At 60.0% G+C, this 25,357-nt stretch carries 22 protein-coding genes; 10 read left to right on the forward strand and 12 right to left on the reverse strand.

Translation table 11 applies throughout. The features are described from left to right. The first annotated feature begins 6 nt into the window (after positions 1 to 6). A complete protein-coding gene (locus tag AAGQ88_RS22720) occupies positions 7 to 1,020 on the forward strand; it encodes a LacI family DNA-binding transcriptional regulator (protein ID WP_285423006.1) in 1,014 nt (337 codons plus the stop codon). Between the two features lie 75 nt (positions 1,021 to 1,095). On the opposite strand, the gene AAGQ88_RS22725 is transcribed toward AAGQ88_RS22720, so the two are convergent. From AAGQ88_RS22725 to AAGQ88_RS22750, 6 genes are all read right to left on the reverse strand, one after another. Beyond that, complete coding sequence (locus tag AAGQ88_RS22725) at positions 1,096 to 1,833, reverse strand: SDR family oxidoreductase (protein ID WP_342653646.1); 738 nt, start codon at positions 1,831 to 1,833, stop codon at positions 1,096 to 1,098. A gap of 2 nt (positions 1,834 to 1,835) precedes the next feature. Further along, a complete protein-coding gene (locus tag AAGQ88_RS22730; RefSeq protein WP_342653647.1) occupies positions 1,836 to 3,368 on the reverse strand; it encodes an FGGY-family carbohydrate kinase in 1,533 nt (510 codons plus the stop codon). Between the two features lie 187 nt (positions 3,369 to 3,555). Next, positions 3,556 to 4,641 carry an alcohol dehydrogenase catalytic domain-containing protein gene (locus AAGQ88_RS22735; protein WP_093464255.1) on the reverse strand — a complete coding sequence of 362 codons (1,086 nt, stop codon included), beginning with the start codon at positions 4,639 to 4,641 and terminating at the stop codon, positions 3,556 to 3,558. Positions 4,642 to 4,781: 140 nt separating this feature from the next. After that, the gene (locus AAGQ88_RS22740; RefSeq protein WP_285423035.1) at positions 4,782 to 5,753 is read right to left on the reverse strand and encodes a ribose ABC transporter permease; all 972 of its coding nucleotides are present in this window, start codon (positions 5,751 to 5,753) and stop codon (positions 4,782 to 4,784) included. A gap of 4 nt (positions 5,754 to 5,757) precedes the next feature. Then, positions 5,758 to 7,269, reverse strand: coding sequence for a sugar ABC transporter ATP-binding protein (locus tag AAGQ88_RS22745; RefSeq protein WP_285423003.1), 1,512 nt, complete (start codon positions 7,267 to 7,269; stop codon positions 5,758 to 5,760). 94 nt (positions 7,270 to 7,363) lie between these two features. After that, positions 7,364 to 8,308 carry a substrate-binding domain-containing protein gene (locus AAGQ88_RS22750; protein ID WP_285423002.1) on the reverse strand — a complete coding sequence of 315 codons (945 nt, stop codon included), beginning with the start codon at positions 8,306 to 8,308 and terminating at the stop codon, positions 7,364 to 7,366. Positions 8,309 to 8,510: 202 nt separating this feature from the next. On the opposite strand from AAGQ88_RS22750, the gene AAGQ88_RS22755 reads away from it, so the two are divergent. The 8 genes from AAGQ88_RS22755 to AAGQ88_RS22790 all read left to right on the forward strand — a co-directional run bounded on the left by AAGQ88_RS22755 (position 8,511) and on the right by AAGQ88_RS22790 (position 16,227). Next, positions 8,511 to 9,335 carry an NAD(P)-dependent oxidoreductase gene (locus tag AAGQ88_RS22755; protein WP_285423001.1) on the forward strand — a complete coding sequence of 275 codons (825 nt, stop codon included), beginning with the start codon at positions 8,511 to 8,513 and terminating at the stop codon, positions 9,333 to 9,335. Between the two features lie 63 nt (positions 9,336 to 9,398). Continuing rightward, positions 9,399 to 10,286 (forward strand): SMP-30/gluconolactonase/LRE family protein, encoded by an 888-nt coding sequence (locus tag AAGQ88_RS22760; RefSeq protein ID WP_342653648.1) that lies wholly within the window; start codon positions 9,399 to 9,401, stop codon positions 10,284 to 10,286. 284 nt (positions 10,287 to 10,570) lie between these two features. Then, positions 10,571 to 11,332, forward strand: coding sequence for a hypothetical protein (locus AAGQ88_RS22765; protein WP_342653649.1), 762 nt, complete (start codon positions 10,571 to 10,573; stop codon positions 11,330 to 11,332). Between the two features lie 290 nt (positions 11,333 to 11,622). Continuing rightward, entirely contained in the window at positions 11,623 to 12,534 is a 912-nt protein-coding gene (locus tag AAGQ88_RS22770; protein ID WP_342653650.1) for a TauD/TfdA family dioxygenase, read from the forward strand. 34 nt (positions 12,535 to 12,568) lie between these two features. Beyond that, entirely contained in the window at positions 12,569 to 13,687 is a 1,119-nt protein-coding gene (locus tag AAGQ88_RS22775) for an ABC transporter substrate-binding protein (protein ID WP_093464275.1), read from the forward strand. A 4-nt stretch (positions 13,688 to 13,691) separates the two neighbouring features. Further along, positions 13,692 to 14,603, forward strand: a complete 912-nt coding sequence (locus tag AAGQ88_RS22780) for an ABC transporter permease (RefSeq protein ID WP_342653651.1) — start codon at positions 13,692 to 13,694, stop codon at positions 14,601 to 14,603. After that, entirely contained in the window at positions 14,600 to 15,388 is a 789-nt protein-coding gene (locus tag AAGQ88_RS22785) for an ABC transporter permease (RefSeq protein WP_285422996.1), read from the forward strand. The genes AAGQ88_RS22780 and AAGQ88_RS22785 overlap by 4 nt, the downstream gene beginning before the upstream one ends. A gap of 41 nt (positions 15,389 to 15,429) precedes the next feature. Then, positions 15,430 to 16,227 carry an ABC transporter ATP-binding protein gene (locus AAGQ88_RS22790; protein ID WP_342653652.1) on the forward strand — a complete coding sequence of 266 codons (798 nt, stop codon included), beginning with the start codon at positions 15,430 to 15,432 and terminating at the stop codon, positions 16,225 to 16,227. Positions 16,228 to 16,475: 248 nt separating this feature from the next. On the opposite strand, the gene AAGQ88_RS22795 is transcribed toward AAGQ88_RS22790, so the two are convergent. Together AAGQ88_RS22795 and AAGQ88_RS22800 are read right to left on the reverse strand one after the other, a co-directional pair. After that, positions 16,476 to 17,435 (reverse strand): diguanylate cyclase, encoded by a 960-nt coding sequence (locus tag AAGQ88_RS22795; RefSeq protein ID WP_342653653.1) that lies wholly within the window; start codon positions 17,433 to 17,435, stop codon positions 16,476 to 16,478. 3 nt (positions 17,436 to 17,438) lie between these two features. Continuing rightward, positions 17,439 to 18,440, reverse strand: coding sequence for a response regulator (locus tag AAGQ88_RS22800; protein WP_342653654.1), 1,002 nt, complete (start codon positions 18,438 to 18,440; stop codon positions 17,439 to 17,441). 505 nt (positions 18,441 to 18,945) lie between these two features. On the opposite strand from AAGQ88_RS22800, the gene AAGQ88_RS22805 reads away from it, so the two are divergent. Continuing rightward, positions 18,946 to 19,530 (forward strand): hypothetical protein, encoded by a 585-nt coding sequence (locus AAGQ88_RS22805; protein ID WP_342653655.1) that lies wholly within the window; start codon positions 18,946 to 18,948, stop codon positions 19,528 to 19,530. A gap of 359 nt (positions 19,531 to 19,889) precedes the next feature. Here AAGQ88_RS22805 and AAGQ88_RS22810 read toward each other — a convergent pair whose 3' ends face one another. The 4 genes from AAGQ88_RS22810 to AAGQ88_RS22825 form a co-directional block, all read right to left on the reverse strand. Beyond that, entirely contained in the window at positions 19,890 to 20,255 is a 366-nt protein-coding gene (locus tag AAGQ88_RS22810) for a response regulator (RefSeq protein ID WP_285422991.1), read from the reverse strand. Between the two features lie 161 nt (positions 20,256 to 20,416). Next, entirely contained in the window at positions 20,417 to 22,780 is a 2,364-nt protein-coding gene (locus AAGQ88_RS22815; RefSeq protein WP_342653656.1) for an EAL domain-containing protein, read from the reverse strand. A 302-nt stretch (positions 22,781 to 23,082) separates the two neighbouring features. Continuing rightward, positions 23,083 to 23,703 carry a response regulator transcription factor gene (locus AAGQ88_RS22820; protein ID WP_093464294.1) on the reverse strand — a complete coding sequence of 207 codons (621 nt, stop codon included), beginning with the start codon at positions 23,701 to 23,703 and terminating at the stop codon, positions 23,083 to 23,085. Then, positions 23,700 to 25,193, reverse strand: a complete 1,494-nt coding sequence (locus AAGQ88_RS22825; RefSeq protein WP_342653657.1) for an ATP-binding protein — start codon at positions 25,191 to 25,193, stop codon at positions 23,700 to 23,702. The genes AAGQ88_RS22820 and AAGQ88_RS22825 overlap by 4 nt, the downstream gene beginning before the upstream one ends. Between the last annotated feature and the right edge of the window lie 164 nt (positions 25,194 to 25,357).

Consider the following 25,357-nt stretch of genomic DNA (forward strand, 5'->3'; position numbering starts at 1 on the left):
AGCCCCATGAGCAAAAAGACGCCTGTCACCATTTCCGACATTGCCCGCCGCGTGAACATGACGCCTGTCACTGTGTCCCGCGCGCTGAACAAACCCGATCTGGTCAAGCCCGCCACCCTGGCGCGCATTCTCGAAGTGGCTCAGGAACTGGATTACGTCCCCAACGCCTTCGCCCGCAGCCTCAAACGCAGCGAGAGCATGATCATCGGTGTGATTACCGCCTCGGTGGACAACCCGTTTTACAGCGAGATGATCAAGGCGATTTCCCGCGAAGCCAAGAAGCACGGCTACACCATCATGCTGGTCGACACCGACGGTTCCGAAGAGCTTGAAGCCAAAGCCGTGGACACGTTGCTCAGCTATCGCGTGGCCGGGATCATTCTGTCGCCGGTCTCCGACGAACCGGAGTACCAGCCCGGCTACCTCAGTCGCCTGAGCAACGGCGATGTGCCCGTGGTGCAACTGGACCGCGCGCTGCACGCCAGTGGATTCAGCCATGTGGTGCTGGATAACTACCACAGCGGTCTGAAAGGCGCGCGCTATCTGCTGACGCAAAGTCCGCAGGCCGAACGCATGCTGGTGCTGACGGGCCCGGCGCACTCGCGGATTTCCGAGGAGCGGCTCAAAGGCGTCAAGGCGGCCCTGGCCGAGCGTGGCAACCCGGTGCAACTGCACGTGTTCGCGGGCGATTACACGCTGGAGCCGTCCTACCAGAGCACCCTGGATTATTTGCGCGAACAGCCTGTCCCGGATGCGATTTTCGGCTTCAACCAGCTGATCACGCTGGGCGCCATGAAAGCCCTGCGCGACCGAAACATCGCCCACGACAGCGTCGCCATCTGCGGCATCGACCGCCTTCCGTTCGCTGACATTTTCGGCATTCCGATCGCCTGCATCGCCCACGATGCCTCACGGGCAGGCAGCAGCGCAGTCACCATGCTGCTTGAGCGGATACACGACCGGTTTCTGCCGAAAGCCAAAGTGGTGATTGTCGGGGAGCTGGAGAATGGGGTGTTGTGAGGAGTCGCGCTCCAGCTCCAGCCTCGTATGACACGACGCCATCGCGGGCAAGCGCGCTCCTACAAGGCCTGATCACTACCGACTGGTATAGCCGCCATCGATTGGCAGCGACACGCCGCTGATCATCGACGCCGCGCTGCTCAACAGGAACAGGATCGGCGCGGCCACTTCCGCGGTTTCCGCGAAGCGTCCCAGTGGAATGGCCGCCAATGCAGGGTCGCGCTTGCTCGGCTCGCTCCAGGCCATCTGCGCCATGGGGGTCAGCGTGACGGTCGGGTTGACGCTGTTGACCCGGATACCGTGTCGGCCCCATTCGCCGCACTGCACGCGCGTCATCGCATCCATCGCGCCTTTGGACGCGCAGTAACTCAGGTGATCGTCCAGCGCGACCAGAGACGCCTGGCTCGACACATTGACGATGCTGCCGGCCACGCTTGCGTCGATCATGGCTTTGGCGGCACTGGCCGCTACCATTGCAGCGGCGCGGACGTTGACCGTCATGACCTGATCGAAGGCCGCAGCGCTGATATCGGTAGCCGCTTCCAGAATCGAGATGCCGGCGCAGTTGACCACTCCGTTCATCACCGGCAGATCGGCGAGAACCGCAGCCAGTTGCGCTTGATCGGACATCTCCACGCGCAATGGTTTGCAGCCTTGCCCGGCGAGCTGTTCAAGCGCCGCCGCATCGCGGCCCATGGCGTACACCTCAGCGCCGCAGTCGATCAATTGCTGAGCGACGGTTTTGCCGATGCCGCTGCTCGCCCCGGTGACGAGTATTCGTTGGCCGCTGAAATCAAAACGGACAGTGTTCACATTCAGGCTTCCTGGAGACGATGCATGATCGGTTTCAACGCTGGATACAGCGCCACGTAATCGGCGAACAGCCGCGAATAGACTGCGACGTTTTGCGCCTGAGGCTCGGCGCGCAGCCTCAGCTCGACCCAGCCCTTGTGCACCTGATCCTCATCGACAAGACCGACGGCGTGGGCTGCGAGCAACGCCGCGCCCAAGGCGGCCTCGACCTCCTGAACAATGGTGTAGACCGGGAAACCGGTGACGTCGGCGATGATCTGCATCCACAAATCCGAATGGCTGGCGCCCCCGACCACGATCAATCGCGGATCCAGCGACTGCGCACCGCGCGTGCCCGCCTCGATGTTGTGCCGGAGCGCGAACGTCACCCCTTCCAGCACCGCTCGGTACAGGTGAATACGGCTGTGAAACAGGTTCAGGCCGACGAAGCTGCCACTGGCTTTGGCGTCCCAGACCGGGCTGCGTTCGCCCATCAGATACGGCAGAAACAGCAGGCCATCGCTGCCGGCCGGAAGGGTGCTCGCCGCGCGTTCGAGAATGGCATGGCTGTCTTCGCCGGTCTCCCGGCCCTGCTGCTCTTCGGCCTGGCAGAACTGCTCGCGAAACCAGCTGACCGAAGCCCCGGCCGTGATCGCGCCGCCGAAAATGTAGAGGTCTTTCGCACCGTTGAAGACGTGGGGAAAACTGACCAGCCCATGCCGGGCGTCGACCTGCTGATTGATGTAGCCCCAGCACATGCTGGTGCCGATCATCGCGACGTGATTTCCGGCCTGGGTCACGCCTGCCGCGAAGGTCGCCATGGCTGCATCGACGCCGCCGCCCAGCACGGAAATCCCGGCGTTGAGACCCAGTCGTTCGGCCCACGCTTGGAGCAGTCCGCCGACCACTTCACCCGAGTGCACCAGCCGCTCGGGCATCATCGAAGGCGGGATGCCAAGCGCGTCGAGCGTCTCCACCGACCAGCCACGCGATGCCACGTCGTAGACGCCGCCGATGTTGCCGGCCGAACTGTGATCGACCGCCACTTCGCCAGTCAGGCAGTAATTGATGTAACTGTTCGGCGGGAGCAGATAGCGGGTGTCGCGCCAGACCTGCGGCTGTTTATCCCGCAGCCAGAGCATTTTGGTGAAGCCGTAATAACTGTCGACGCCGTTGCCGGTGATCGCGTAGAGCCGCTCGAGGTCGACGTGATCCTTGACCCACTCGGCCTGCTCTTCAGCGCGGCGGTCCATCCAGATCAGGCAGGGATACAGCGCTTTGATCTGGGCATCGACTGCAATCCCGGAGCCACCGTACAGGCTGCTGACGCAGAGCGACTTGATGCTGTCCTTGGGCACGCCGCCGTCACGCACGCACGCGGCGATACAGATTTCAACGGCGTCCAGCCACACCTGCGGCCATTGCTCGGCCCAGCGCGGTCTGGGGGTGTCGACCTTATAACTGTGACTGTGCTGTGCGACGATCCGGCCTTGGCCATCGACCAGTAACGCCTTGGTGCTCTGGGTGCCGATGTCGACCCCAATGACGTATTCCATCTTCACGCACTCTCTTGTTATTGAAGTTCTTGCGCACCACCTGTAGGAGCGTGGCTTGTCCCGCGACCGGCAGGGAACCCGTCGTAAAATCTGCCAATACGGTCTTTCTGACACACCGTATTCATCGGATTTACGACGACTCCATCCCCGTTCGCGGGACAAGCCACGCTCCTGCAGGGGTGAGGCATCAACTGACCGGCTTGAGCAGCACCTTGATCGACTTGGTGGAGTTCGCCAGTTCGAACGCTTCGGCGTAGTCGTCCAGGCCGAAGTCGTGGGTGACGATGCCTTCGGAGGTGACCAGCCCACGCTCGAACAGGTCGATGGCGATCGGGTAGCAGTACGGCCCCAGGTGCGCGCCGCGCACGTCCAATTCCTTGCGGTCACCGATGATCGACCAGTCGGCGCTGGTCTCGGCGCCGAACACGCTGAACTCGACGAAACGCCCCAGCTTGCGAATCAGGTCCAGCCCCTGGGTGACGCCCACCGGCACGCCGGTGGTTTCGATGTACACGTCGCAGCCGTAGCCGTCGGTGAGGCCGTTGATGATCTCCCTGGCGTTGTCGCGGCTCGGATTGATCACGACGTCGGCGCCGAATTTCTTCGCCAGTTCCAGACGTTCGTCGACCATGTCGATGACCACCAGCTTCTTCGGCGTTTTCAATGCCGCGACCTGAACCATGCACAGGCCCAGCGTGCCGGCACCGGCAATCACCAACACATCGTCGAGCTGCACATCGCCGCGGTTGACGGTGTGAATCGAGCACGCCATCGGCTCGATCAGCGCAGAGTCTTCCAGCGACACCGACTCCGGAATCTTGTGCACGATGGCGGTTTTCGGGATGCGCATGTATTGCGCCATGCCGCCCTCGGCAACGTCTTTCTGAAAACCGAAAATGTTGTGCACTTCGCACATCCAGTACTTGCCGGATTTGCAGAATTTGCACTTCTCGCAGGGCACGATCTGCTCGGCGATCACCTTGTCACCGACCTTCACGCCAAAGTGCTCTTCGGCGCCCTCGCCCACTGAATCCACGTAACCGAAGAACTCATGCCCCGGCACCACTGGGGCCTTGACCCAAGGGCTTTCACCGCCCCAGAACATGGCCGCGCCCGAATGGCATTTGCAGTCACTGGCGCAGATGCCGCAGGCGCCGATGCGGATGACCAGTTCGTTGATGCGCGCGACCGGCTTGCTGATCTGCTCCAGACGGTAGTCTTTCGGGGCGTGGCAGACGACGGCTTGCATGGTGGTTTTTGTGTTGTTTTCCATGTCGGGTTACCTCATGAGGCTGATTGGTGCGCTGTAGGAGCGCGCTTGCCCGCGATGACGTCCGCCCTGAAACATGTCGTCGTCTGACATGACGCAATCGCGGGCAAGCGCGCTCCTACAGGTGCAGTGTTCGAATCGGTTTATTTATGCCGCTGCCGACTGATGAAAATCGCCAGCAAAATGATTGCGCCCTTGATCACGCTCTGAACGTAAGGCGACACGCCGAGCATGTTCAGACCATTGTTGAGCACGCCCAGCAACATCGCGCCGACGAGGGTGCCGATGATCACGCCGCGACCGCCGGCAATCGACGCACCGCCGAGCACCACCGCCGCGATCGCGTCGAGCTCAAAACCGACACCGGCGTTCGGTTGGCCGCTCATCAGGCGCGACGACAGCACAAGCCCTGCAATCGCCGCGGTCAGGCCGCTGATCGAGTACACCAGCAGCTTGAAGCGCGAGGCACGCACGCCGGACAGACGCACCGCTTCTTCATTGCCGCCGATGGCGTATACATACCGACCGATGCGCGTGTGCTGCAGCAGCACCCAGGCGAAGAAGTACGTCAGCAACATGATCAGGATCGGCACCTGTATGCCGAACAACGTGCCTCGGCCGAACCAGGCGAACCAGTCCGGCATGCCGGAAATCGGATACCCGTCGGTGTACATCAGGCCCAGGCCGCGGGCGATGCCCATGGTTGCCAGCGTGACGATGATCGGCGGCATTTTCAGGTAGGCGACGAAAATGCCGTTACCAACGCCGAAGCCCACGCCGATCATCAAGCCGATCAGAATCGCGATCGGTGCAGGCACGCCCGCCACCATCAGCCCGGTGGTCAGCGTTCCGGACAGCGCCATCACGGGACCCACCGACAGATCGATGCCGCCGGTGAGAATCACGCAGGTCATACCGACCGCGATGATCGCGTTGATCGACACCTGCCGCGCGATGTTTTCCAGGTTCGCGCCGGTGAGGAACTTGTCGCTGGCGAAGATCATGAAGACCGTTACCACCACGAGTCCGACAAAGGGGTAGAACGCCGGAGAGCGGATCAGCCTGGCGAAGTTGAGCTTCATGTTGTGCCGGGTGCGGTCGGTTTGCGTCGTCATGGTTTTAATGGAGGTGTTCACTGGTCAGACTCCCGGTGGCATGGCGCATCACCTCTTGCGGGTTGATGTCGCTTGCCTGCAGCACGTTGACGATGGCGCCCTTGTTGAAGACGGCGACGCGATCGCACATGCCGATGATTTCCGGCAGTTCCGAAGAGATCATGATGATCGCGAAGCCTTGTTCGGTGAGTTTGCGCATCAGGTTGTAGATTTCCGCCTTGGCGCCGACGTCGATGCCTCGCGTCGGTTCGTCGAAGATCAGAATGTCGCAGTGATGATTGATCCAGCGGGCGATGACGACCTTCTGCTGATTGCCGCCACTTAGGTTGAGCACCCGGCTTTCGCAGGTCGGCGCCTTGATCGACAGCTGCTTCATCAGATCTTCGGTGGTCACGTCTTCCTTGTGCCGATCAAGCAAATGCGCTGTGCCCTCGTACTTGCCCAGATTGTTCAGCGAGATGTTTTCGCGAATGGTGAAATCGACGATCAGCCCTTCGCTCTTGCGGCTTTCCGGCAGCAGCCCGATGCCATTGGCCAGCGCATGAGCCGGATCGCTGAGGTTGACCGTCTGCCCGCGCAGCAGCACGTCCTTGCTCACCACCGGCAACGCGCCGATGACGCCCAGTGCCAGCTCGGTCCGCCCGGAGCCCACAAGCCCGGCGAATCCGAGAATTTCCCCCTTATGCAGATCGAAGCTGTTGTGTGGGCCATTGCGGGTCAGCTGAATGTCGCGAACCTGCAACACGACCTCGCCACGGGCCTGAGTCGGCTTGGGCGGAAAGCTTGCCTCCAGACGACGCCCGACCATCATTTCCACCAGCGTGTCGATGTCGCTGTCGGCAACCGTCAGCGCGCCGACATTGGCACCGTCGCGCAACACGCTGATGCGATCGCAGACCTGGAAAATTTCCTCCAGATGATGAGAGATGAAGATCACTGCCACGCCCTGGCTTTTCAGCTCGCGCATGATGTCGAACAACAGTTCCGCTTCGGACGGCGTCAGGGTTGCGGTGGGTTCATCAAGAATCAACAGGCGCGCTTCGAGGGCCAGGGCCTTGGCGATCTCCACGAACTGCTGCTCGGCCACACTCAGGTGCTGCACCGAACAATCGAGGTTGATCTTCACGCCCAGACGATCGAACAGCGCGATGGCCTTGCCGCGCATCTCGTTCTTGCGCAAGAGCCCAAGCCCGTTGACGATCTCGTGACCGAGGAAAATGTTCTCCACGGCATTGAGATAGGGAATCAGGCTGAACTCCTGAAACACGATACCGATGCCGGCAGCGATGGCTTCGTTGTACGTCGCGAAATGCTGCTCGGCGCCGTCGATGAGAATGCTGCCCTTGTCCTGATGTTCGACACCGGCAAGGATCTTCATCAGCGTCGATTTGCCCGCGCCGTTCTCGCCGAGCAGGGCATGAATTTCGCCGCGCTCGACCGAAAGGTTGATCGACTTGAGCGCGTGTACGCCGGGATAGCTTTTACAGATGTTTTCCAATTGCAGAAGGCAGCTCATGCGCACCTCATCGCAGCAGGATCACTGCGCTACTCACTCCAAATCCGTGGCGCCCGCCTGATCCTCAAGCGTCAGCCGGGCGACCACAGGCCCGTTACCAGGAAAAGGTCTTGGCCTTGGCCTGGTCCACCAGCAGGATGTCCACCGGAATGGTTGCCGGGACTTGTGAGCCCCATTTCTTCGCGAGCGCAAGGCCCAGGGCCAGACGCACCTGATCGCGTGGGTATTGAGCGGACGTGGCGATGAATTTGCTGTTCGGCTTCTGGATTTCTTTCACTGCCTCAGGCGCGCCGTCGACGCTGGTCAGCTTGACGTCCATGCCGCTTGATTCGATCGCCGCCAACGCCCCGAGCGAGCCGTTGTCGTTGACGCTGAACAGGCCTTTGAGATTCGGCTGGGCCTGCAGCATGTTCTCGGTCACGCTGAGCGCCTGATCGCGTTCCTGCTTGCCGTTCTGGATGCTGACGATCTTGATGTCCGGGTGTTTGGCCAGCGCATCTTTACAGCCCTTCACACGCTCAAGAATCGGCACCACGGCAATGCCATCGAGAATCCCAACATCGCCTTTGCCACCGATGCTCTTGGCCAGGTATTCACACGCCTGAACGCCTGCGTCGTAGTTTTTCGAACCGACGAAGGAATCGAGCGGGCCATTGGCCTGCGCATCGACTGCGACCACCACCACGCCTTTGTCGTGAGCCTGCTTGACCGCCGACTGCACGCCCACCGAATCTGTCGGGTTGATGATCAGGATGTCGATTCCCTTCTGCAGCATGTCCTCGATGTCGCTGATCTGCTTGGACACGTCGTGGCGCGCGTCTGTGACCAGCAAGGTCGCGCCGATGCTGCCGGTCGCATCCTGCAGGGCGTCTTTCATGGTCACAAAATAGGGGTTGTTGATCTCTTGGAACGAGGCGCCGATTTTCAACGGGCCGGCCTTGGCGTCGGCAGCCTGGGCGGTGACGGCTCCGGCGCTGGCCACAGCGATAGCGAGCGAACAGAAAACGGCTGAACAGCCTTTCTTGAGGCGAGTTGTCATAGCGAAAAATCCCGTTGTTTTTATTGTTAAAGCGGAAATGTCATCGTTAACATTTTTGAAATTAGCAGAGAAAAATCGGGCTGGCAACAAACAAGAAATGGGTTTCGTTGACAATGCCGACGAGCGCTGCAGATAATCCTTTGCATGTCATACGACAACATATGACCTTAATAACAACAACGTCTGAATCAGGGCCCACCTTATGACTCAATCCAATCTTCAGCCCCCGCTCAATCGCATCCTGCTGACCGGCGCCGCTGGCGGTCTCGGCAAAGTGTTGCGCGAAAAGCTGCGGCCTTATGCCAAGATCCTGCGCCTGTCCGACATCGCCGAAATGGCGCCTGCTGCCGGTCCCCACGAAGAAGTGCAGCTGTGCGATCTGGCCGACAAAAAGGCCGTGGACGCCTTGGTCGAAGGCGTTGACGCAATCGTCCACTTTGGCGGCGTTTCCGTTGAGCGCTCCTTTGAGGAAATCCTCGGCCCGAACATCTGCGGCGTTTTCCATATTTACGAGGCCGCCCGCCGTCATGGCGTCAAGCGTGTGATCTTCGCCAGCTCCAACCATGTCATCGGTTTCTACCGCCAGGATGAAACCATCGACGCCAGTGCCGTGCGTCGCCCTGACAGCTATTACGGCCTGTCGAAGTCGTACGGCGAAGATGTGGCGAGCTTCTATTTCGATCGTTACGGCATTGAAACCGTGAGCATCCGCATCGGCTCCTCTTTCCCGGAAGCGCAGAACCGCCGCATGCTGAGCAGCTGGCTGAGCTATGACGACCTGACCCAACTGATCGAACGCGGCCTGTTCACGCCGAACGTCGGTCACACCGTCGTGTACGGCGCGTCCAACAACGAGAAAGTCTGGTGGGACAATCGCCTGGCCAATCACCTGGGCTATTCGCCCAAGGACAGCTCCGCGCAATTTCGCAGCAAAGTCGAAGCGCAGCCGATGCCGGCCTCCGACGATCCTGCGATGGTCTATCAGGGCGGCGCCTTCGTGGCCTCGGGGCCATTCGGCGACGAATAATGCCTCGCGAAACGGCTGACCTTGCGTCAGCCTCCCTCCGACACACTTCACAGAAGGTTCGCCATGCAGGCTGAGCTGATTTTCGACGCACGCAATGCTACCGGCGAGTGCCCTGTCTGGAATGCACACGAGCAGGCGCTTTACTGGGTGGATATTCCAGCGCGGCATTTGTATCGCTGGAACCCGGCGAATAATCAGACAACCCGCTGGGAGGCCCCGCAGATGCTGGCCTGCATCGCCGGTTACGGTGACGGCAGTTGGCTGGCAGGCATGGAAGACGGGTTGTTTCGCCTTCGTCCTCAGGGCGATGGCAGCCTGGCGTCAGAGCGGCTGATCGACGTCGACCATCCGCGTCCGGGCATGCGCTTCAACGATGGCCGCTGTGACCGCCAGGGCCGCTTCTGGGCGGGCACGATGTTCACCGACATGGCACAAGCCTCGGTGGTGGGTTCGCTGTATCGCTATTCGGCGCAGCAGGCTGAGCCGCTGCAGGCTTACGTCAGCGACATGATCGTGCCGAACGGTCTGGGCTTCAGCCCGGACGGCAAGACCATGTACCTCTCCGATTCGCATCCTTCGGTGCAGAAAATCTGGGCGTTCGACTACGACATCGACAGCGGCACGCCGCATGATCGCCGACTGTTCGTGGACATGATGGCGTTTGCGGGTCGTCCGGATGGCGCGGCGGTCGATGCCGAAGGGTGCTACTGGATCTGCGGTAACGACGAGGGACTGATCCACCGTTTCACACCGCAGGGCAAACTGGATCGCTCACTGTCCGTGCCAGTGAAGAAACCTTCCATGTGCGCTTTCGGCGGCCGCGATCTGGACACGCTTTTCGTGACCTCGATTCGGCCGGGCGGCGACCTGAACGATCAACCGCTGGCGGGCGGCGTATTCGCTTTGCGACCTGGCGTGTGCGGAATCGAAGAGCCGTTGTTTCAGGGGTGAAACGGCAGCGCCTCTGAGTTAGCTCCGCAACAGAATGTGACACAAATCTGTGACAGTCAGAAGCCGCGCCACAGGCGGCTTCTGCGCCGATCTGTTTCAAAAACGGACGAAAAAAAGCGTTTTTGGACGCGAATCGAAATTATTTGAAATATTTAATCAGGGCATGAAAATAAGTTTGTGCTAGGTGCTAGTCTGTCGATTCGCCCGGCTGAATCGGTACATCTCAGGCAGTAGGTCCGAGGGCTTTTCCACGTTCCACGGACTACGAACTGAGGTTGCAATCGATGCCCTATACCACCTTTTCGGATGCTCAGGTCAACAGCCTGATCAAGGCCATCGACGCTGACGGTTATGCCGTCTTGCCGGATTGGGCCACTCCCCGACAATTGAACGAACTGCGCGCTCTGGTCAGTCAGACCGTGGCCGATGCTGGCAACGATTACGTTGCGCTGTCTGGCCGCCAGAGTGTTCAAGGCACGCCTCTGTATGACTGGGGCATGTCGCATGACTTCGTCGACCTGTGCCGACGCATCACGGCCGGCGTCACCGGGCAGCGCCCGGCCGACAACGGCATGACCCAGACCTTGCGCTGCCTGACCGGCAACGGCGGGCGTCGGGAGTCGCTCATCTTTCATTACGATTCCTACGTGCTCACCACGATCATGCCGGTGTGCATGCCCCAGACCGGAGAGCGCGGCGATCTGTTGATGCTGCCCAATCGCCGGCCCATCCGGCGTAGTTACCTGCGCAACCTGCTGGACAAGGTGTTGGTGGACAACAAGTGGGTGCAGCGCTACTTGAGAGACCGGGTTGCACGTGATGAACAGGCGTTTACCCGGATCGTCATGCAGCCGGGACACATGTACCTGTTCTGGGGCTACCGCTCGCTGCACACCAACCTGCCGGTGGCCGAGGACGCGTTACGCGCAACGGCGGTCTTTCACTATCACAACGTGCACGGCAGCAGTTCGCTGGCGAGTCGTTTGCGCAAATCTCTGGGCACATTGAAGGGCCCCAATCTTCAGGACGACGTGCCCCAGACCTGATGCAACCGAGGATGCGGTGTGCCTGGCACGCCGCATTCAAGCGGTTCTTGGCTGCCGCGAAGGGCATCGCGAACAAGTCAGGCGCTTGATCCTTCCACTGCCCCGTCCGATTGCCATTCACCGAATTGAAGCAACTCGGCAAAGTTCGAAATAACCTTATGTTATTTGGTTATCTTCATAAACATGGCGCATAAACTCTCCTTCTATATTTATGAAAAAAGGTGATTAGCGATCTACCGATTTATATCTTTATGATCTGAGCCACAACAACCTGAACAGGAGTCAGGCAGATGGCAATTCAGATAAAACCCGTGGCAGGACGAATTGGCGCCGAGTTGAGCGGCGTCAGACTTTCCGGTGATATTTCCGAGCAGGATTTCGATTTCATCAATCAGGCACTGCTCAAACACAAGGTCCTGTTTTTCCGCGAGCAGTTTCTCAACGACGAAGAACACGAAAGTTTTTCCCGCCGCTTCGGCGATCAGGTTCCGCACCCCACCGTCCGTTCGGCCGAGAAAAGCAGCGCCATTCTTCATCTCGACGCCAAGGAAACGCGGGCCAATTCCTGGCACACCGACGTGACCTTCGTCGCCAACTACCCCAAGATTTCCATCCTGCGCGGTGTGGTGATTCCACCCTACGGCGGCGACACCGTCTGGGCCAACACCGCCTCGGCCTACGCCGACCTGCCGACGCCGTTGAAAGCCCTGGCCGATAGCCTGCGCGCCCTGCATACCAACCTTTACGACTATGCCGCGCCACGGGATACCGGCGACGCGGGCGTGAAGCGCTACCGCGAGCAGTTCACTGCCGAAGTTTATGAGACCGAACACCCACTGGTGCGCGTGCATCCGGAAACCGGCGAGCGCAGCCTGCTGCTGGGGCATTTCGTGAAGCAGATTCAGGGCGTCAGCAGCAATGACTCCAAGCAGCTGATCCGCCTGTTCCACGATCGCATCACCCATCTGGACAACACCGTGCGCTGGCGCTGGAGCGAGGGCGACGTGGTCATCTGGGACAACCGCGCCACTCAACACATCGCCATCAACGACTACGGCAACGCCGAACGCGTGGTGCGTCGTACCACCATTGCGGGCGACATTCCGGTGGGCGTTGACGGTCGTGCAAGCCAGGCGATCAAACCCACACCCGAGACCCTCTCGCCGAAGACAGAAGCCGACAAGAAACACCTGGCGGCCTGACTCGCACCTCTCATTTATCTAAGGAAGAAACGTCATGGCAAAGGCCAAGCGAACATCTGTATTCAGCACAAAAAGCGTAGCTACCGCACTGGCGGCGCTGCTGATGATGCCCTTGGCCGAAGCGGACGTGATTCGCATTGGTGTGGCGTCCGCCGGTGGCGGTGATCCGGTCACCTTCAGCGGCTCGCCGCTGGGCATCGTGCGCAATCAGCAATTGCTGGAAAAAGCCTTCGCGGGGACCGGTACCGAAGTGCAGTGGTTCTTCTTCAAAGGCGCGGGGCCTGCGGTCAACGAGGCCTTGTCGAATCAGCAACTGGACTTCGCCTATGAAGGCGACCTGCCGCAGGTGGTGGGCCGCTCCAATGGCCTGGACACCAAGCTGCTGGCGGCCATCGGTGTGCGTTCCAACGTCTACCTCGCCGTGCCCAAGGGCTCGGACATCAAAACCATCGAGGACCTGAAGGGCAAGAAAGTGGCCGTGTTTCGCGGCACCAACGGCCATCTGGTTTCGATCAACCTGCTGGCCGATCACGGCCTGACCGAACGCGACCTGAAAGTGATCAACCTGGACAGCGGCAGCAGTCAGGCCGCTCTGGTTTCCAAAGGCGTCGACGCGGCATTCGGTGGGCGCGAGCTGTTCAAGCTGCGCGATCAGGGGCTGGTCGACATCATCTTCGACAACCCGAAAAACGAGGTGCGCTACACCCGTCAGTGCGCGCTCGTGGTTCGCGGCGCCTACGAGAAAGAGCACCCCGACAACGTGCAGAAAGTCGTCGACACGCTGGTCGATGCGGCCAAGTGGGAATCCGATGAAAACAACCGCGACGCCGTACTCAACGAATGGGCCAAAACCAACGAGCCGGTGGCGTCGCTCAAAGCCGATTTCGATCATCTGAGCCTGCGCGACAGCGCCTCGCCGCTGGTGGACGAATTCCTGCGCACGCGCTATCAAGCGGTCGCCGACCAGGCCAAGGAAGAAAAAATGATTCGTCGGCCGGTGTCGATCGATGGCTGGTTTGAAACCCGTTATCTGGAGAACGCGCTGAAGGCCAAGGGTCTGCAGAATTACTGGACCGCCTATGGCGCCGACGGCAAGCAGCCTGCGAACAACGCGACGGCGTCTTCGGACAAACCCGTCAATAACGGAGGCTGATGACATGGCCAGAGCCAATGCGCCTGCGCTCGACGCGCAATCGCTGCCCGCCAAGAAGCGCGCGACCATTGAACGCCTGCCTGCGGCCCCGGTGCGCGCGCCTCGACGCGTACCGCACGCGCACACGGCGAAAACCGCCTGGCGAAGCCGCGCCCTCAACGGCGCCCTGCCCTGGCTGCTGCCGCTGGCGCTGCTCGGGCTCTGGTACCTGGGCACCGAGCGGGGCTGGCTGTCCGAGCAAGTGCTGCCACCCCCTGCGTTTGTGTATCAGACGCTGGGAGATCTGATCACCAGCGGTGACTTGTGGCTCAACGCGTCGGCGAGCCTGCAACGCGTGCTGGTGGGCTTTCTGATCGGTTCGAGTCTGGGCATCGGCCTCGGTCTGGCGATGGGATTGTCGAAAACGATCGAGGATTACCTGCTGCCGACCTTCAACGCGCTGGTGCAGATTCCGGTCTTGGGCTGGATGCCCTTTGCGTTGCTGCTGTTCGGCATCGGCGAGCCGCTCAAGTACGTGCTGATCGCCCACGCCGCGCTGGTGCCCGTGACGCTGTGCACGCTCCAGGCGTTTCACGAAGTGCCCAAACGCCTGCTGGAAGTGGGTCGCGCTTACGGTTTCAGCCAACGCCAGATCGTTACCGACATCGTGCTGCCCTCGGCCGTGGCACCGATCTTCACCGGGCTGCGCCTGGGTTTCACCAAGGCCTGGCTGTCGCTGGTGGTCGTCGAGCTGCTCGCGTCCAGTGAAGGGCTGGGTTACCTGATCGCCTACGGCCGTCAGCTGTTTCAGCTCGATCTGGTGATGGCGGCGGTCGTGGTGGTCGGCACGGTCGGATTGCTGATCGATCGCGGTTTCGAGTTCATCGAACGCCGTCTGAACAAAGGTCGGACGACCACGATGAGGAGCCTGGCATGAGCACATTGACGGTTGCGCGAAGCAGTCAGGGTCCACGCTACCGAGGCTGGGTCGTGCCCATTGTGGGTATCGCTGTGTGGTGGCTGGCCGCCAGTCAGGGATTCAGTGATTCCGGGCTCTTGGTGTCGCCGGGCAAAGTGGCGGTCACTGCGTGGGAGCAAGTGTCGTCCGGGCAATTCTGGCGGGCGATTTCAGCCAGCCTGGCCCGTGATCTCAGTGGCTTTTTCATCGGCACCACACTGGGCCTGGTGCTCGGTTGCCTGCTGGGTTTCTCAAGATTGTTCGAGCGTCTGGTGGGGCCCAGTTTCAACACCTTCAAGCAGATCTCACTGTTCGCCTGGATTCCGTTGATCTCGGTCTGGTTCGGCCTGGGTGACGTCGCCAAAGTGGTGTTTCTCTCGCTGGCTGCGCTGGTGCCTGTGGTGGTCAACACATGCGACGGCCTGCGCAGCGTTTCCCCTGCGTTGCTGGAAGTGGCGAAGGTGTACGGTTTCACCCGCTGGCAGACCATCGTCGGCGTCATGCTTCCCGCCGCGCTGCCGTCGATATTCACCGGCATCTATCTGGCGCTGGTGTACTCATGGCTGGCAACCATTGGGGCTGAGTACCTGCTGGTCTCCGGCGAAGGCATCGGTAACGCGCTGATCGACGGCAGCGAGCATTTCATGATGGATCTGGTGCTGTTCGGCATGATCGTCATCGGCCTCGTCGGCTGGGCGCTCAACGTCCTGGCCCGTCGTCTGGAACGGCGCATGCAACGGCTCTACGGCATTTTGCCGCGCTGACCACCGATCCCGACTTATCCCGTATTTCAAAGGAATCAATCATGGCCGCCATTCAATCACGCTCTGCGCAGACGCCAGCCCAGCAAGGCAACGGCCTGCGCCTGGAGAACATCAGCAAACATTTCAGCGCCAGCGCCGACACCCGGCTGCAAGTACTGGACAACGTTCAGCTCGACATCGCGCCCGGCGAATTCATCACGATTGTCGGCGCCAGCGGCTGCGGCAAGTCCACGCTGCTGCGGCTGATTCTGGGGCTGGATGAGGAATTCGACGGGCGCATTCTGCTGGACGAAAAGCCGATCAAAGGCACCGGCCTGGAGCGTGGGATCGTGTTTCAGGATCACCGCCTGTTTCCCTGGCTGACGGTGGAGCAGAACGTCGCCGTGGGCCTTAAAAATGCGCCGCTGACGCCCGCGCAGAAACGCGACACCGTACGCGAGCACATTCATCTGGTCGGTCTGCAGGACTTCACGGAGTCTTATCCACATCAAATCTCCGGCGGCATGGCGCAGCGTGTGGCCATTGCCAGAGGGCTGGTGAATCGCCCCAGCGTGTTGCTGCTGGACGAGCCTTTCGGCGCCCTCGACGCCCTGACCCGAACCCGCCTGCAGAGAGAACTGCAGAACATCTGGCAGCACGAAAAGATCACCATGGTCCACGTCACCCATGACGTCGACGAGGCGGTCTATCTGGGCGATCGCGTGGTGGTGATGCAGCCGCATCCCGGCCGGATCCGGCGTATCGTCGACATTGACCTTCCCCGCCCGCGCAACCGCAGCGATGCGCGTTTCATTGCCCTGCGCGATGACGTGCTGAGTGATTTTGCCGAATTGTCTTAGCCCAACAGGCAGTTGAGGGAGTGAGCACGCTCGGGGCCGTCATCGGACGAAGACTGATTTCCTACCCCCGCATCTCCACAGTACGCGCCGGCCTCTTCCCGGCTAAAGCCGGTCCTACGACGCCGCAAGCTTTTCGTAGGACCGGCTTTAGCCGGGAAGGCGTCGGATGTTAAGCCGTTGATCGAAGGGGTCGTCAAAGACAGCTCGCTCACTCTTACAAATGTTGCATCACCCAGTCATACGGCGCTTCACCCCGCCTCGTGCAACGAAACCTGATTGCGCCCGTTCTTCTTCGAGGCGTACAGGGCCTGATCCGCCCATTCGATCAGGGTCTTGTGCTCGCTGAGCGGGGTGTTCATGTCGGCCACGCCCAGGCTGATGGTGCAGCGAATGGCTTCGCCCTCGTGGGTGATTTCCTGCTCCTGAACCGCAACACGCAAGCGTTCGGCAAACATCCCGGCGCCGTATTTATCGGTGTCGGGAAGCAGCACCGCATATTCCTCGCCGCCGTAGCGACCGGCGATATCGGAGTCACGAATATGCCCGCGAATCACATCGGCGACGCGCTGAATGACTTTGTCACCGCACTGGTGCCCGTACGTGTCGTTCACGCGTTTGAAGTGATCGATGTCAAACATCACCAGCGCTGCAGACGTGCCGTAACGCACATGACGCGCGTACTCCAGACGCAGCGCTTCTTCCCAGTGCCCGCGGTTATATAGGCCAGTGAGTCGATCGGTGCTGGACAGCTTCTGCAGCTCTCGGTTGGCGGCCTGCAATTGCAGCCGGTTGGTCGCCACATCCGTCACGTCGTAGATCACCAGGCACACGTGCGTCACCTCGCCGTTGGTGGATCGCAGCGGAAACATCGTGGTGTTTTGATACATGAAATCTTCTTGCCCGGTGATCGGCTGGTAGCTCTTGAACCGGACCAGAAACGGGCGCTGCTCCCAGATGGTGAACGCCGGCGTGCCCAAGGTGATGACACTGTCGATTTTCTTTTTCAGCCAGCATTGATTCACTTCGGGAAACAGCTCGAAAAACGATCGGTTCGCCGCTTCGTAAGGGAGCACACCGGAGCGGTTTTCCATAAAGGTGTTCCAGACCTGCACGCAGTAATCCTGATCGAGCACCACCACGCCGACGTCGATGCTCTGGGTGATGGTCAGCAGCCAGTGAAGCTCTTTGATGTCGATACGATCGTTCATGAATCAGCTCATCAGGTAGGCGAGTTTTCGCGACAGCCGCTCTACCGAATCCTCGGTGAACAACATCAGCAGGTCGAAATGGACGTTGTGGCCTTCCAGGCTGTAACTGATCTCCACTGCGAGCGTCTTTTTCCAGCGTTGCTGATTGATCCGGATCAGCTCCTCGATGCCACTGTGCACATCCAGCACCTGGGGATGACCCTGAGAAAAAGCGATGTCGATCTGCTCGGCGATGCCGCTCAGACATGCGCCGATCAGGATCGATGACAGATCCAGCAGCATTTCCATCTCGGAGTAATCGCGGTCATCTATCTTCATGAGCTGGGCCATGTCGCAGATTTCCGAATCATGGAACAGCAACAACGCCTCACCGGCGATGCCGCCGCCGATATAGCCCTGGCAGACGGCAGTCAGGCGGTCGTTGGCCTGCGCATCGGCGAGCGCCATGTGCAGCTCGCCGACTTCGAGCATGTTGACGTTGGGCACCGGCAACTGCACGAAAACACCCAGGACTCGAGCCAGCAGCGCCGCGGCTCGGCCCATTGCGACGTTGACGGTCTCGCGAAACGCATCCTGGAAGCTGATGGTGGAGTGTTCGACTCTGGGCGCCGGAGCGTGCGTTGGCTGGCCAGTCGCTCCGAGCAACCCAAGCCGCTCCAGCGTCTGCTGCAGCTCCACCGGATCGGCCGGCTTTTTCAAAAACGCCAGCGCACCCAGCTCCAGGGTGCGGCGGACGGCCTCTTCCTGAACGTCGCCGGAGACGACGATGACCTTGGCCTGCAGGTTTTCTGCACGCATGGCCGCGAGCGCCTGATAACCGTCCATATCCGGCATGGTCAGGTCCAGCAGCACCACTTGCCCCAGCCCCTGACGAATGGCTTGCAGACCTTCGTGTCCGTTGGTGGCCGTCGTGACCGACACGCCCCAATCGGCAGGCAAGGCTCTGATGAGCTGCTTGCGCGCCATATTGGAATCGTCGCAAATCAGCAGCGGGATAGTGGGCATCGCTTTCAATCTCACAACAAAAGAGTTTCAGGCCTGGCCCGGGAGATCAGTGCACTTATTACGCATAACAGTAGTTGAGTGCCCATGCTGCCAAAGAATTCTTTCATTCACGTATCAGCGGCAAGTGGGTAAATTCTTCACTCATTCAACGATAAACTGCGTGGTATGCAATATCTATGCACACCGCTATCTAAAGTTCCACCTCGGTTGATGACCTCGATCAACCTTCGCGTTTATTTATATAAAACAACAGCATGACGCTTGTTTAATGGCGCCAATATTTTATCTTGCCGCTTATTTAAGTTTATCTCGCAGCGACATACAGGACATGCGCAACGGGCGCCTCACCGCCCGAGAGCCGTGCCAATACTCAAGTATTAAGCACCTAACCGCAGGTACTAATCGTCTGTATTCAGGTAGGAGTGAGGCTTGTCGCCGAGTGATTTATTGTTTATGGCACCACGATTCAGATCACTGCTCACATCGGATTGCGAGGAAGATCGTCATGAACGGCCATAAGAAAGTGCACACGCGCTACGCCCTGTCACTGGGCTCGCCCCACTATGGTGCCCGTCATTCGACCAGGCTGTCCGACCGCTTGGCCCTTGTGCAATTGCTGCAGGATCACTTGATCACGGCACAGGAACTCCACCGTCACATCGTGAGCCTAGAGGTGCGCTCGCGTCATGTCACCTTCGTGGACGTGCGCAGGATGTTTCATCGTATCGGTGAGGCGACTGAGCTGTGCATCGCGTTTCTGGCCGAGCGCATTCATGATCTGGGCGCGGTTGCCGCCTCGCGACCCGCGCACATGGAAGTGCAGGAAATGCCGGGATGGAACGACCAGAGTTTTGCCGCCAGCCTGCAGCACGTTGCAACCCGCACCCACGTACTCGCTCAATTCGCCGCGCAGACCAAAAGTCTCATGGACAAAGCAGTGATCGAAGGGGATTACAACAGCCTGCATATGATGACCGACTGCATTCATCAGATCAGTCAATTAGTGGCGTTGATTCAGATCCATCTGCCAAGCGAGCCTGCAAATGTGTCGGCCTGCACCTCTTCCAGCGAGCACGTGAATCAGCAATAAGCGGCACGCTCGTTTGTTTCATCTTCCCACTGGGCAACGCCAGGAACGAACTTTCGTTCGACCCACGAGCGATTCGCCCGTCGCCCAGGCTCAGCGCCGCTTAAAGTTTGAATCAAAAGACGAAGTCGAGAAATTCAAATAATGGCGCAAAGCCATGATCTGATTGAATTTTTTCTGAAGATTGACTAGGCGCACATTATTTTTGTGTCGCTGCGTTGCGACTGCGCCACTCATCAATGTATGAACTGTCTTCCCTGCCCCGCGCCTAAGCCGGCTCGGAAAGTATGTTGCGAAGTCAGCCGACTGATTCCCTGATTATCAGCGTGCGGATGTGAACAATATTGTGCTCGAGACCCCGGTCACTTCAGCGTGGATTCCAGGCAGTCGATCAATGATTTCGCCTGAAACGGTTTGGCGAGAAAACATATCGCGCTACCGGTCATGGCGCGCTTGCGTACCGAGTCTTCCGGAAACGCAGTGATGAAGATGGTGGGGATGCTGAATCCGTGGGACGTCAGGTGCTCATGCAACTCCACGCCACTCATGTTGGGCATCTGTACATCAGTGATCAGGCACGCGGCCTTGGTGAATTCGGCAGACCCAAGGAACTCCTCCGCCGAGGAGAAAACCCGGACGACAAAACCCAGAGAGCGGACAAGACTGTCAATACTGGCTCGGACCGCATTGTCGTCGTCGACCACAGCGATCATTGGGGGGCTGGACAAAGGATTACCTTTAAACGGAAAAATAGAGCGCGAAGTTGCGCATTGAAACAGCTCACACGTTACCGACCTGCCGTGCACCAGAGAATTATACGGGCGTATGACTCGTGATGATTGGCGACGGACGGACATTTTCTGACCATTCAGACAACCTCGGGATCGGCTCAGACCCATCTCTCTGCGATGAACGTGGACTCGATACGCGCCAGCATGAACACATCAAACGCCACTGGCGACAGCGCTTTGGCAAAGCAATACCCCTGCGCTTCGTCACATCCGCGCAGCGCCAGCTCATCGAGAATGGCGAAATCCTCGACGCCTTCGGCGATCACCTTCATGTCGAAACTGTGTCCGAGCGTGATCACCGCCTGGACGATCGCGGCATCCTGCGGGTCGCTGAGCAAACCGCGCACGAAGGACTGATCGATCTTCAGCTTGTCCACCGCAAAGCGCTTCAGATAAGCCATGCTCGAATAGCCGGTGCCGAAATCATCGATGGACATGCGCACGCCCAACGCCTTCAGGCCATGGACGGTTTCCAGCACGTGTTCGGAATGCTCGATCAGAATGGATTCGGTCAGCTCAAGTTCCAGCAAGTGCGGCTTGAGGCCGCTTTCGTGCAGCGCCCTTTTGACCTCATTCACCAGGTTGCCCTGGCGGAACTGCACCGCCGAGCAATTCATCGCCATAGTCAGTTCGCCGAACCCAGCCTCTTGCCATGCCACCGCCTGATGACAGACCTTGCTCAACAGCCAGCGGCTGATCGGAATGATCAGGCCGCTGGATTCGGCGACCGGTATGAACTCGCCGGGGGTGATCTGGCCCAGGCCGGGGTGATTCCAGCGCAGCAGCGCTTCCGCCCCGATGACTTCGCCGGTCTTCAGATCGATTTGCGGCTGATAGTGGATCTCCAGCTCCTGCTGCTCGTGTGCCTGACGCAGTTCGGTCTGTATGTGCAGCAGGCGCAATTCGCGCGCGCCCATGGCCGCCTCATAGAACACCCAGGTATTGCGCCCATTGCGCTTGGCCTGCGCCAGTGCAGTATCGGCCGCTTTGAGCAAAGAGCCGAAATCGTGGCCATGGGCGGGGTACAACGCAAGGCCGGCGGACGCTGAGATCGACAGCGGAAACCCCGCCAGTTCAAGCGGTTGCTGCAAGACCTGAAGCATGCGCGCGACCAGATGCGCCAACGCGACGGGGTCATCGTCGTCCACCAGCACCAGAAACTCGTCGCCACTGAGCCGGGCGACCGTGTCCACCGCAGGCTTCATGGCCACCAGCCGCTGCGCCAGACGCTGCAGGATCGTGTCCCCGGCGACGTGCCCCAGAGAATCGTTGATGGTCTTGAAGTTATCCACATCGAAATACAGCAGCGCCAGACGCTGACCCCGCCCGCAGTCGTTGATGGCCTGATTGACCCGCTCAAGCAAATAGCGCCGGTTCGGCAGACCGGTCAGTTCGTCGTGATACGCGCTCTGACGTAATTCATCCACCACTTGCTGGCGGCGAATCCGGTTGGCCTGCAAGCGCAGCGTCAGGCCGATGATGAGCAGGTACAGCACGCCGCAGACGACCAGCGACGCGATCACCGTGTACTTCCAGCCCAGCAGATAATCCTGCGCGGCCAGCCCGGTGACCAGCACCAGCGAAAAATCTCCGACGCGTTTGTAGCCGTACAGACGCTTGACGCCGTCAACCCGCGAGCGCGTGACCAGCACGCCCTCCTGGCTGCCCCGCGCCACCAGCCGATCGATGCTGTCGGCTTTGTAATCTCGCTTCGAATCAGCCGCCGAGGGCACGCGCAGCACTGCGTCGGGCCGGTCCGAGCGACGTAACGTGATCACCCCGTGGTCGCCGACGTTCACCTGGCTGATAACGTCAAAAATGGATTTGAGCGGCAGGCTGGACGCAATCCAGCCTACATGCCGCTGCCGATCAAACACCGGAACCGCGATGTAAAGCAGCTCTCGCGCGACATCGTGATCGAGCACGGCCGACTCACCGGCGGCGTCGCCGGCGGCGTCGCCGGGCGACTGTCGGGCAAGTTCATCCCGAAAGCGCTGCTGGCTGGCAGTCGGCGCGTCCGGACGGGCGTCGGAACCGAACAGAAAGCTTCCCTCAGCCGTCAGCACGTCGAAATGGCCCACCGAAGGAAATCGCCGACCCAACGCCCGCAACTGACGCCCGTCATCTGCCGGAGCAGCCCCGCCGCGCAAGAGGTCATCGTCCAGGCGCAGCGCGATGCCCTGCAAATCGGTCTGGGTGTCATGCAGAATGCTGGTCAGCCGGGCCTCAAGAATGCGATTCAGATTGCTCACATCGGCAACTGCCTGATTGCGTGCCTGCTGGTAAAGCAGGCCGAGGAGCGCACCGAGCAGCACCAGTATCCCGAGCGCAAGCCCGCCCCACATCCACACCTGAATCTTGACCACGGGCACCGGCGTGGCCGAATGATCCGGCTCCGCCGGCAGCAGGCAAGTGATCCGCGACACAGGGTCGTTGGCGGGCTCGATCAGAACGGTGTTCATGGATGGTGCCTCAATGAGCCGCGCATGCGGTCTGGGCGAGTCCGTCTGCCGCAAGGGAGCGAACACGTTTCCAGCTGCTGATCGAATTCAATGGCATGTGCTTTCCCCTTTCACCGCTCGAATCAGAGCAATGAACCGACGCTTTCGTGAAGGAACTCAGGACGTAGGGAAAATTAACATTACGGGGTCATGATTCCGATTAGCTATCAGGCTAAGCGACTCATACTCCCGTATAGGAGGAAGACCATCATTTCAATGGCCGAGCGCGGGCGAGTCAGCTGACTTCCAGCCTGCGGCAGGGATCACTCCCCTGCCAGGGCCTCGGACATCTTCACGAGATCGGCAAAGGTGCGGGCCTGCATCTTCTTCATGGCGTGGCCGCGATGGATCTTGACGGTGATTTCGCTCAAGCCCATTTCCGAAGCAATCTGCTTGTTCATCAAGCCGGTCACGGCGTATGACATGACTTCCTGCTCCCGTGCGGTCAGGGTCTGAAAACGTGCGCGAAGTTCGGCAGACACCTTGCCCGTCTCGCGCCGTTTGCTGTCTTTCTGCAATGCCAGGGTGACGGCATCCAGCAGGTCTTGCTCGCGGAACGGCTTGACCAGGAAGTCCAGCGCGCCGGCCTTCATGGCTTTGACCGACATCGCGATATCGCCATGACCGCTGACGAAGACGATCGGCATGGACACCTTCATTTCAGCCAGCCGCACCTGAAAATCCAGGCCGCTTTCGCCCTGTAGCCGAACGTCCAGAATCAGACACGCCGGGGCATCTTCGAAGGCGTGCTGGAGGAATTCCGCGCCCGAAGCGTAGGTGTAAACGCGCATGCCGACCGAGCGCAGAAGGCTGTCCAGCCCGGCGCGAATGGCGGGATCGTCGTCGACGACGAAGACGATGGGGCTCTTGTCGACCGGCGTCATGACGGCATGTGCTCGTAGGCAGGAAGCGAGAAACTCATGACCGCGCCATGCCCCAACTCGCTTTCGGCCCAGATGCGGCCGCCGTGAGCGTCAATGATCGAGCGGCAAATCGACAGGCCCATGCCCATCCCCTCAGGTTTAGTGGTGAAAAATGGATTGAACAGGCTGGGCAGGTTTTGCTCCGACACGCCTGGACCGTTGTCCTTGATACGCAGCAATACATCGCCGTTCATGGCCGTACCCAGCGCGACCGACAAGGTGCGCTCTTTGGTGTGCATGCCGGACATCGCCTGCATCGCGTTCATCAACAGGTTAATGATCACCTGTTGCAACTGCACGCGATCGCCCTTGACCCAATGAACGCCGTCGCCAGGATACACATCAAGGCTGACGCGATGGCGACGGATCTCGCGCCGAATGAGCGCCACGGATTCCTGCAGCACGTCAAAAATATCCACCTGCACGTGGCTGGGGTCGTTCTTGCGGGAAAGGCTGCGGATACGGCGGATGACCTCGCTGGCACGATGCGCCTCGCTTTTGATGCGCTCGATGGCACTGCGCACCTCCCCCAGATCCGGCACGTCGCGGTTGAGCCAGCGCAACCCGGCTTCGGCATTGGTGGTCACTGCGGCCAGGGGTTGATTGACTTCATGGGCAATGGAGGCCGCCATCTCACCCAGCGTCGTCACCCGGGTCACGTGGGCCAACTGGCTCTGCGAGCGATGCAGGGCCTCTTCGGCATTCTTGCTCGCTGTGACATCCATCAACGCGCCGATGTACTCACAGCACCCTGACGCGTCGTGCGCCTGCTGCGCAAGCATGCGCACGAATTTGCTCGAACCGTCCGCCATCAGCAGGCGAAATTCGGTTTCCATATTGGCGTGCTGCGCGTACGCCTGCTCGATCAGCGCCTTGAGCCCGTCGGTGTCTTCCGGATGAACGCGGCCCATCATGTATTCGAGCGTCGGTTGCAGCTGCTCATCGAAGTCGAAAATACGCCGGGCTTCGTCGGACCAGTACATTTCGGCACTGGGCAATTTCAGCCCGATGCTTCCGGTCTGGCTGAGACGCTGAGCGCCCGCCAGGAAAGCCTCGCTGCGATGCAGCAGGCGCACTTGCTCGCGTAACGCGTCTTTGGAGATTCTGTATTTCAGGACAAGCAGGCCGGTGATGCCGATCGCTGCAAGGCTCACCAGACAGCGGGCGAACGGCGGCAGCAGCCAGCCCGTTCCATGGGAGAGCAGGTACGCCAGCAGGGTCAGAAAACCACAGACGCACGCAACGGTGGCCACGCCCTTGCGTGAAAAGAGGTCTCCGGACATCAGAATCACGGCGACATAGAGCACGGCGATTGCGACATCGAGGGTGCTGAGCCAATCCATCAGGAAGATGACCAGCGTCAGCATGGCGGAACCCAGTCTGAGCAACCAGATGCTGGGCGACACTTCAGCCCGAGGGTTGCGCAGACTCGCTGCAGGGACGGTATTCATTGCGACAGTCTGGCCTTATTGTGGGTAACTGGATTGGCAGCGCAAATGTGTCGACCGGGGCAAACGCCCTTCATCGCCCCCGATCCAGGAAAGGACGGAGCAACGCAGCGTAATAGTTATTCAAAAAAAGACAGTTGCCCATCACACCAAAGTGTCAGAGCGGA

This window comes from Pseudomonas sp. F3-2, assembly GCF_038804275.1.
Lineage (GTDB): Bacteria > Pseudomonadota > Gammaproteobacteria > Pseudomonadales > Pseudomonadaceae > Aquipseudomonas.

Bases quoted from the DNA above. Each gene is read 5' to 3' on its own strand.
- AAGQ88_RS22815 (WP_342653656.1), bottom strand. From the start codon at position 22,780: ATGAACACCGTTCTGATCGAGCCCGCCAACGACCCTGTGTCGCGGATC.
- AAGQ88_RS22765 (WP_342653649.1), top strand. From the start codon at position 10,571: ATGCCCTATACCACCTTTTCGGATGCTCAGGTCAACAGCCTGATCAAG.
- AAGQ88_RS22745 (WP_285423003.1), bottom strand. From the start codon at position 7,269: ATGAGCTGCCTTCTGCAATTGGAAAACATCTGTAAAAGCTATCCCGGC.
- AAGQ88_RS22800 (WP_342653654.1), bottom strand. From the start codon at position 18,440: ATGCCCACTATCCCGCTGCTGATTTGCGACGATTCCAATATGGCGCGC.
- AAGQ88_RS22825 (WP_342653657.1), bottom strand. From the start codon at position 25,193: ATGAATACCGTCCCTGCAGCGAGTCTGCGCAACCCTCGGGCTGAAGTG.
- AAGQ88_RS22770 (WP_342653650.1), top strand. From the start codon at position 11,623: ATGGCAATTCAGATAAAACCCGTGGCAGGACGAATTGGCGCCGAGTTG.
- AAGQ88_RS22760 (WP_342653648.1), top strand. From the start codon at position 9,399: ATGCAGGCTGAGCTGATTTTCGACGCACGCAATGCTACCGGCGAGTGC.
- AAGQ88_RS22785 (WP_285422996.1), top strand. From the start codon at position 14,600: ATGAGCACATTGACGGTTGCGCGAAGCAGTCAGGGTCCACGCTACCGA.
- AAGQ88_RS22805 (WP_342653655.1), top strand. From the start codon at position 18,946: ATGAACGGCCATAAGAAAGTGCACACGCGCTACGCCCTGTCACTGGGC.
- AAGQ88_RS22720 (WP_285423006.1), top strand. From the start codon at position 7: ATGAGCAAAAAGACGCCTGTCACCATTTCCGACATTGCCCGCCGCGTG.
- AAGQ88_RS22790 (WP_342653652.1), top strand. From the start codon at position 15,430: ATGGCCGCCATTCAATCACGCTCTGCGCAGACGCCAGCCCAGCAAGGC.
- AAGQ88_RS22730 (WP_342653647.1), bottom strand. From the start codon at position 3,368: ATGGAATACGTCATTGGGGTCGACATCGGCACCCAGAGCACCAAGGCG.
- AAGQ88_RS22795 (WP_342653653.1), bottom strand. From the start codon at position 17,435: ATGAACGATCGTATCGACATCAAAGAGCTTCACTGGCTGCTGACCATC.
- AAGQ88_RS22820 (WP_093464294.1), bottom strand. From the start codon at position 23,703: ATGACGCCGGTCGACAAGAGCCCCATCGTCTTCGTCGTCGACGACGAT.
- AAGQ88_RS22735 (WP_093464255.1), bottom strand. From the start codon at position 4,641: ATGGAAAACAACACAAAAACCACCATGCAAGCCGTCGTCTGCCACGCC.
- AAGQ88_RS22775 (WP_093464275.1), top strand. From the start codon at position 12,569: ATGGCAAAGGCCAAGCGAACATCTGTATTCAGCACAAAAAGCGTAGCT.
- AAGQ88_RS22740 (WP_285423035.1), bottom strand. From the start codon at position 5,753: ATGACGACGCAAACCGACCGCACCCGGCACAACATGAAGCTCAACTTC.
- AAGQ88_RS22780 (WP_342653651.1), top strand. From the start codon at position 13,692: ATGGCCAGAGCCAATGCGCCTGCGCTCGACGCGCAATCGCTGCCCGCC.
- AAGQ88_RS22750 (WP_285423002.1), bottom strand. From the start codon at position 8,308: ATGACAACTCGCCTCAAGAAAGGCTGTTCAGCCGTTTTCTGTTCGCTC.
- AAGQ88_RS22755 (WP_285423001.1), top strand. From the start codon at position 8,511: ATGACTCAATCCAATCTTCAGCCCCCGCTCAATCGCATCCTGCTGACC.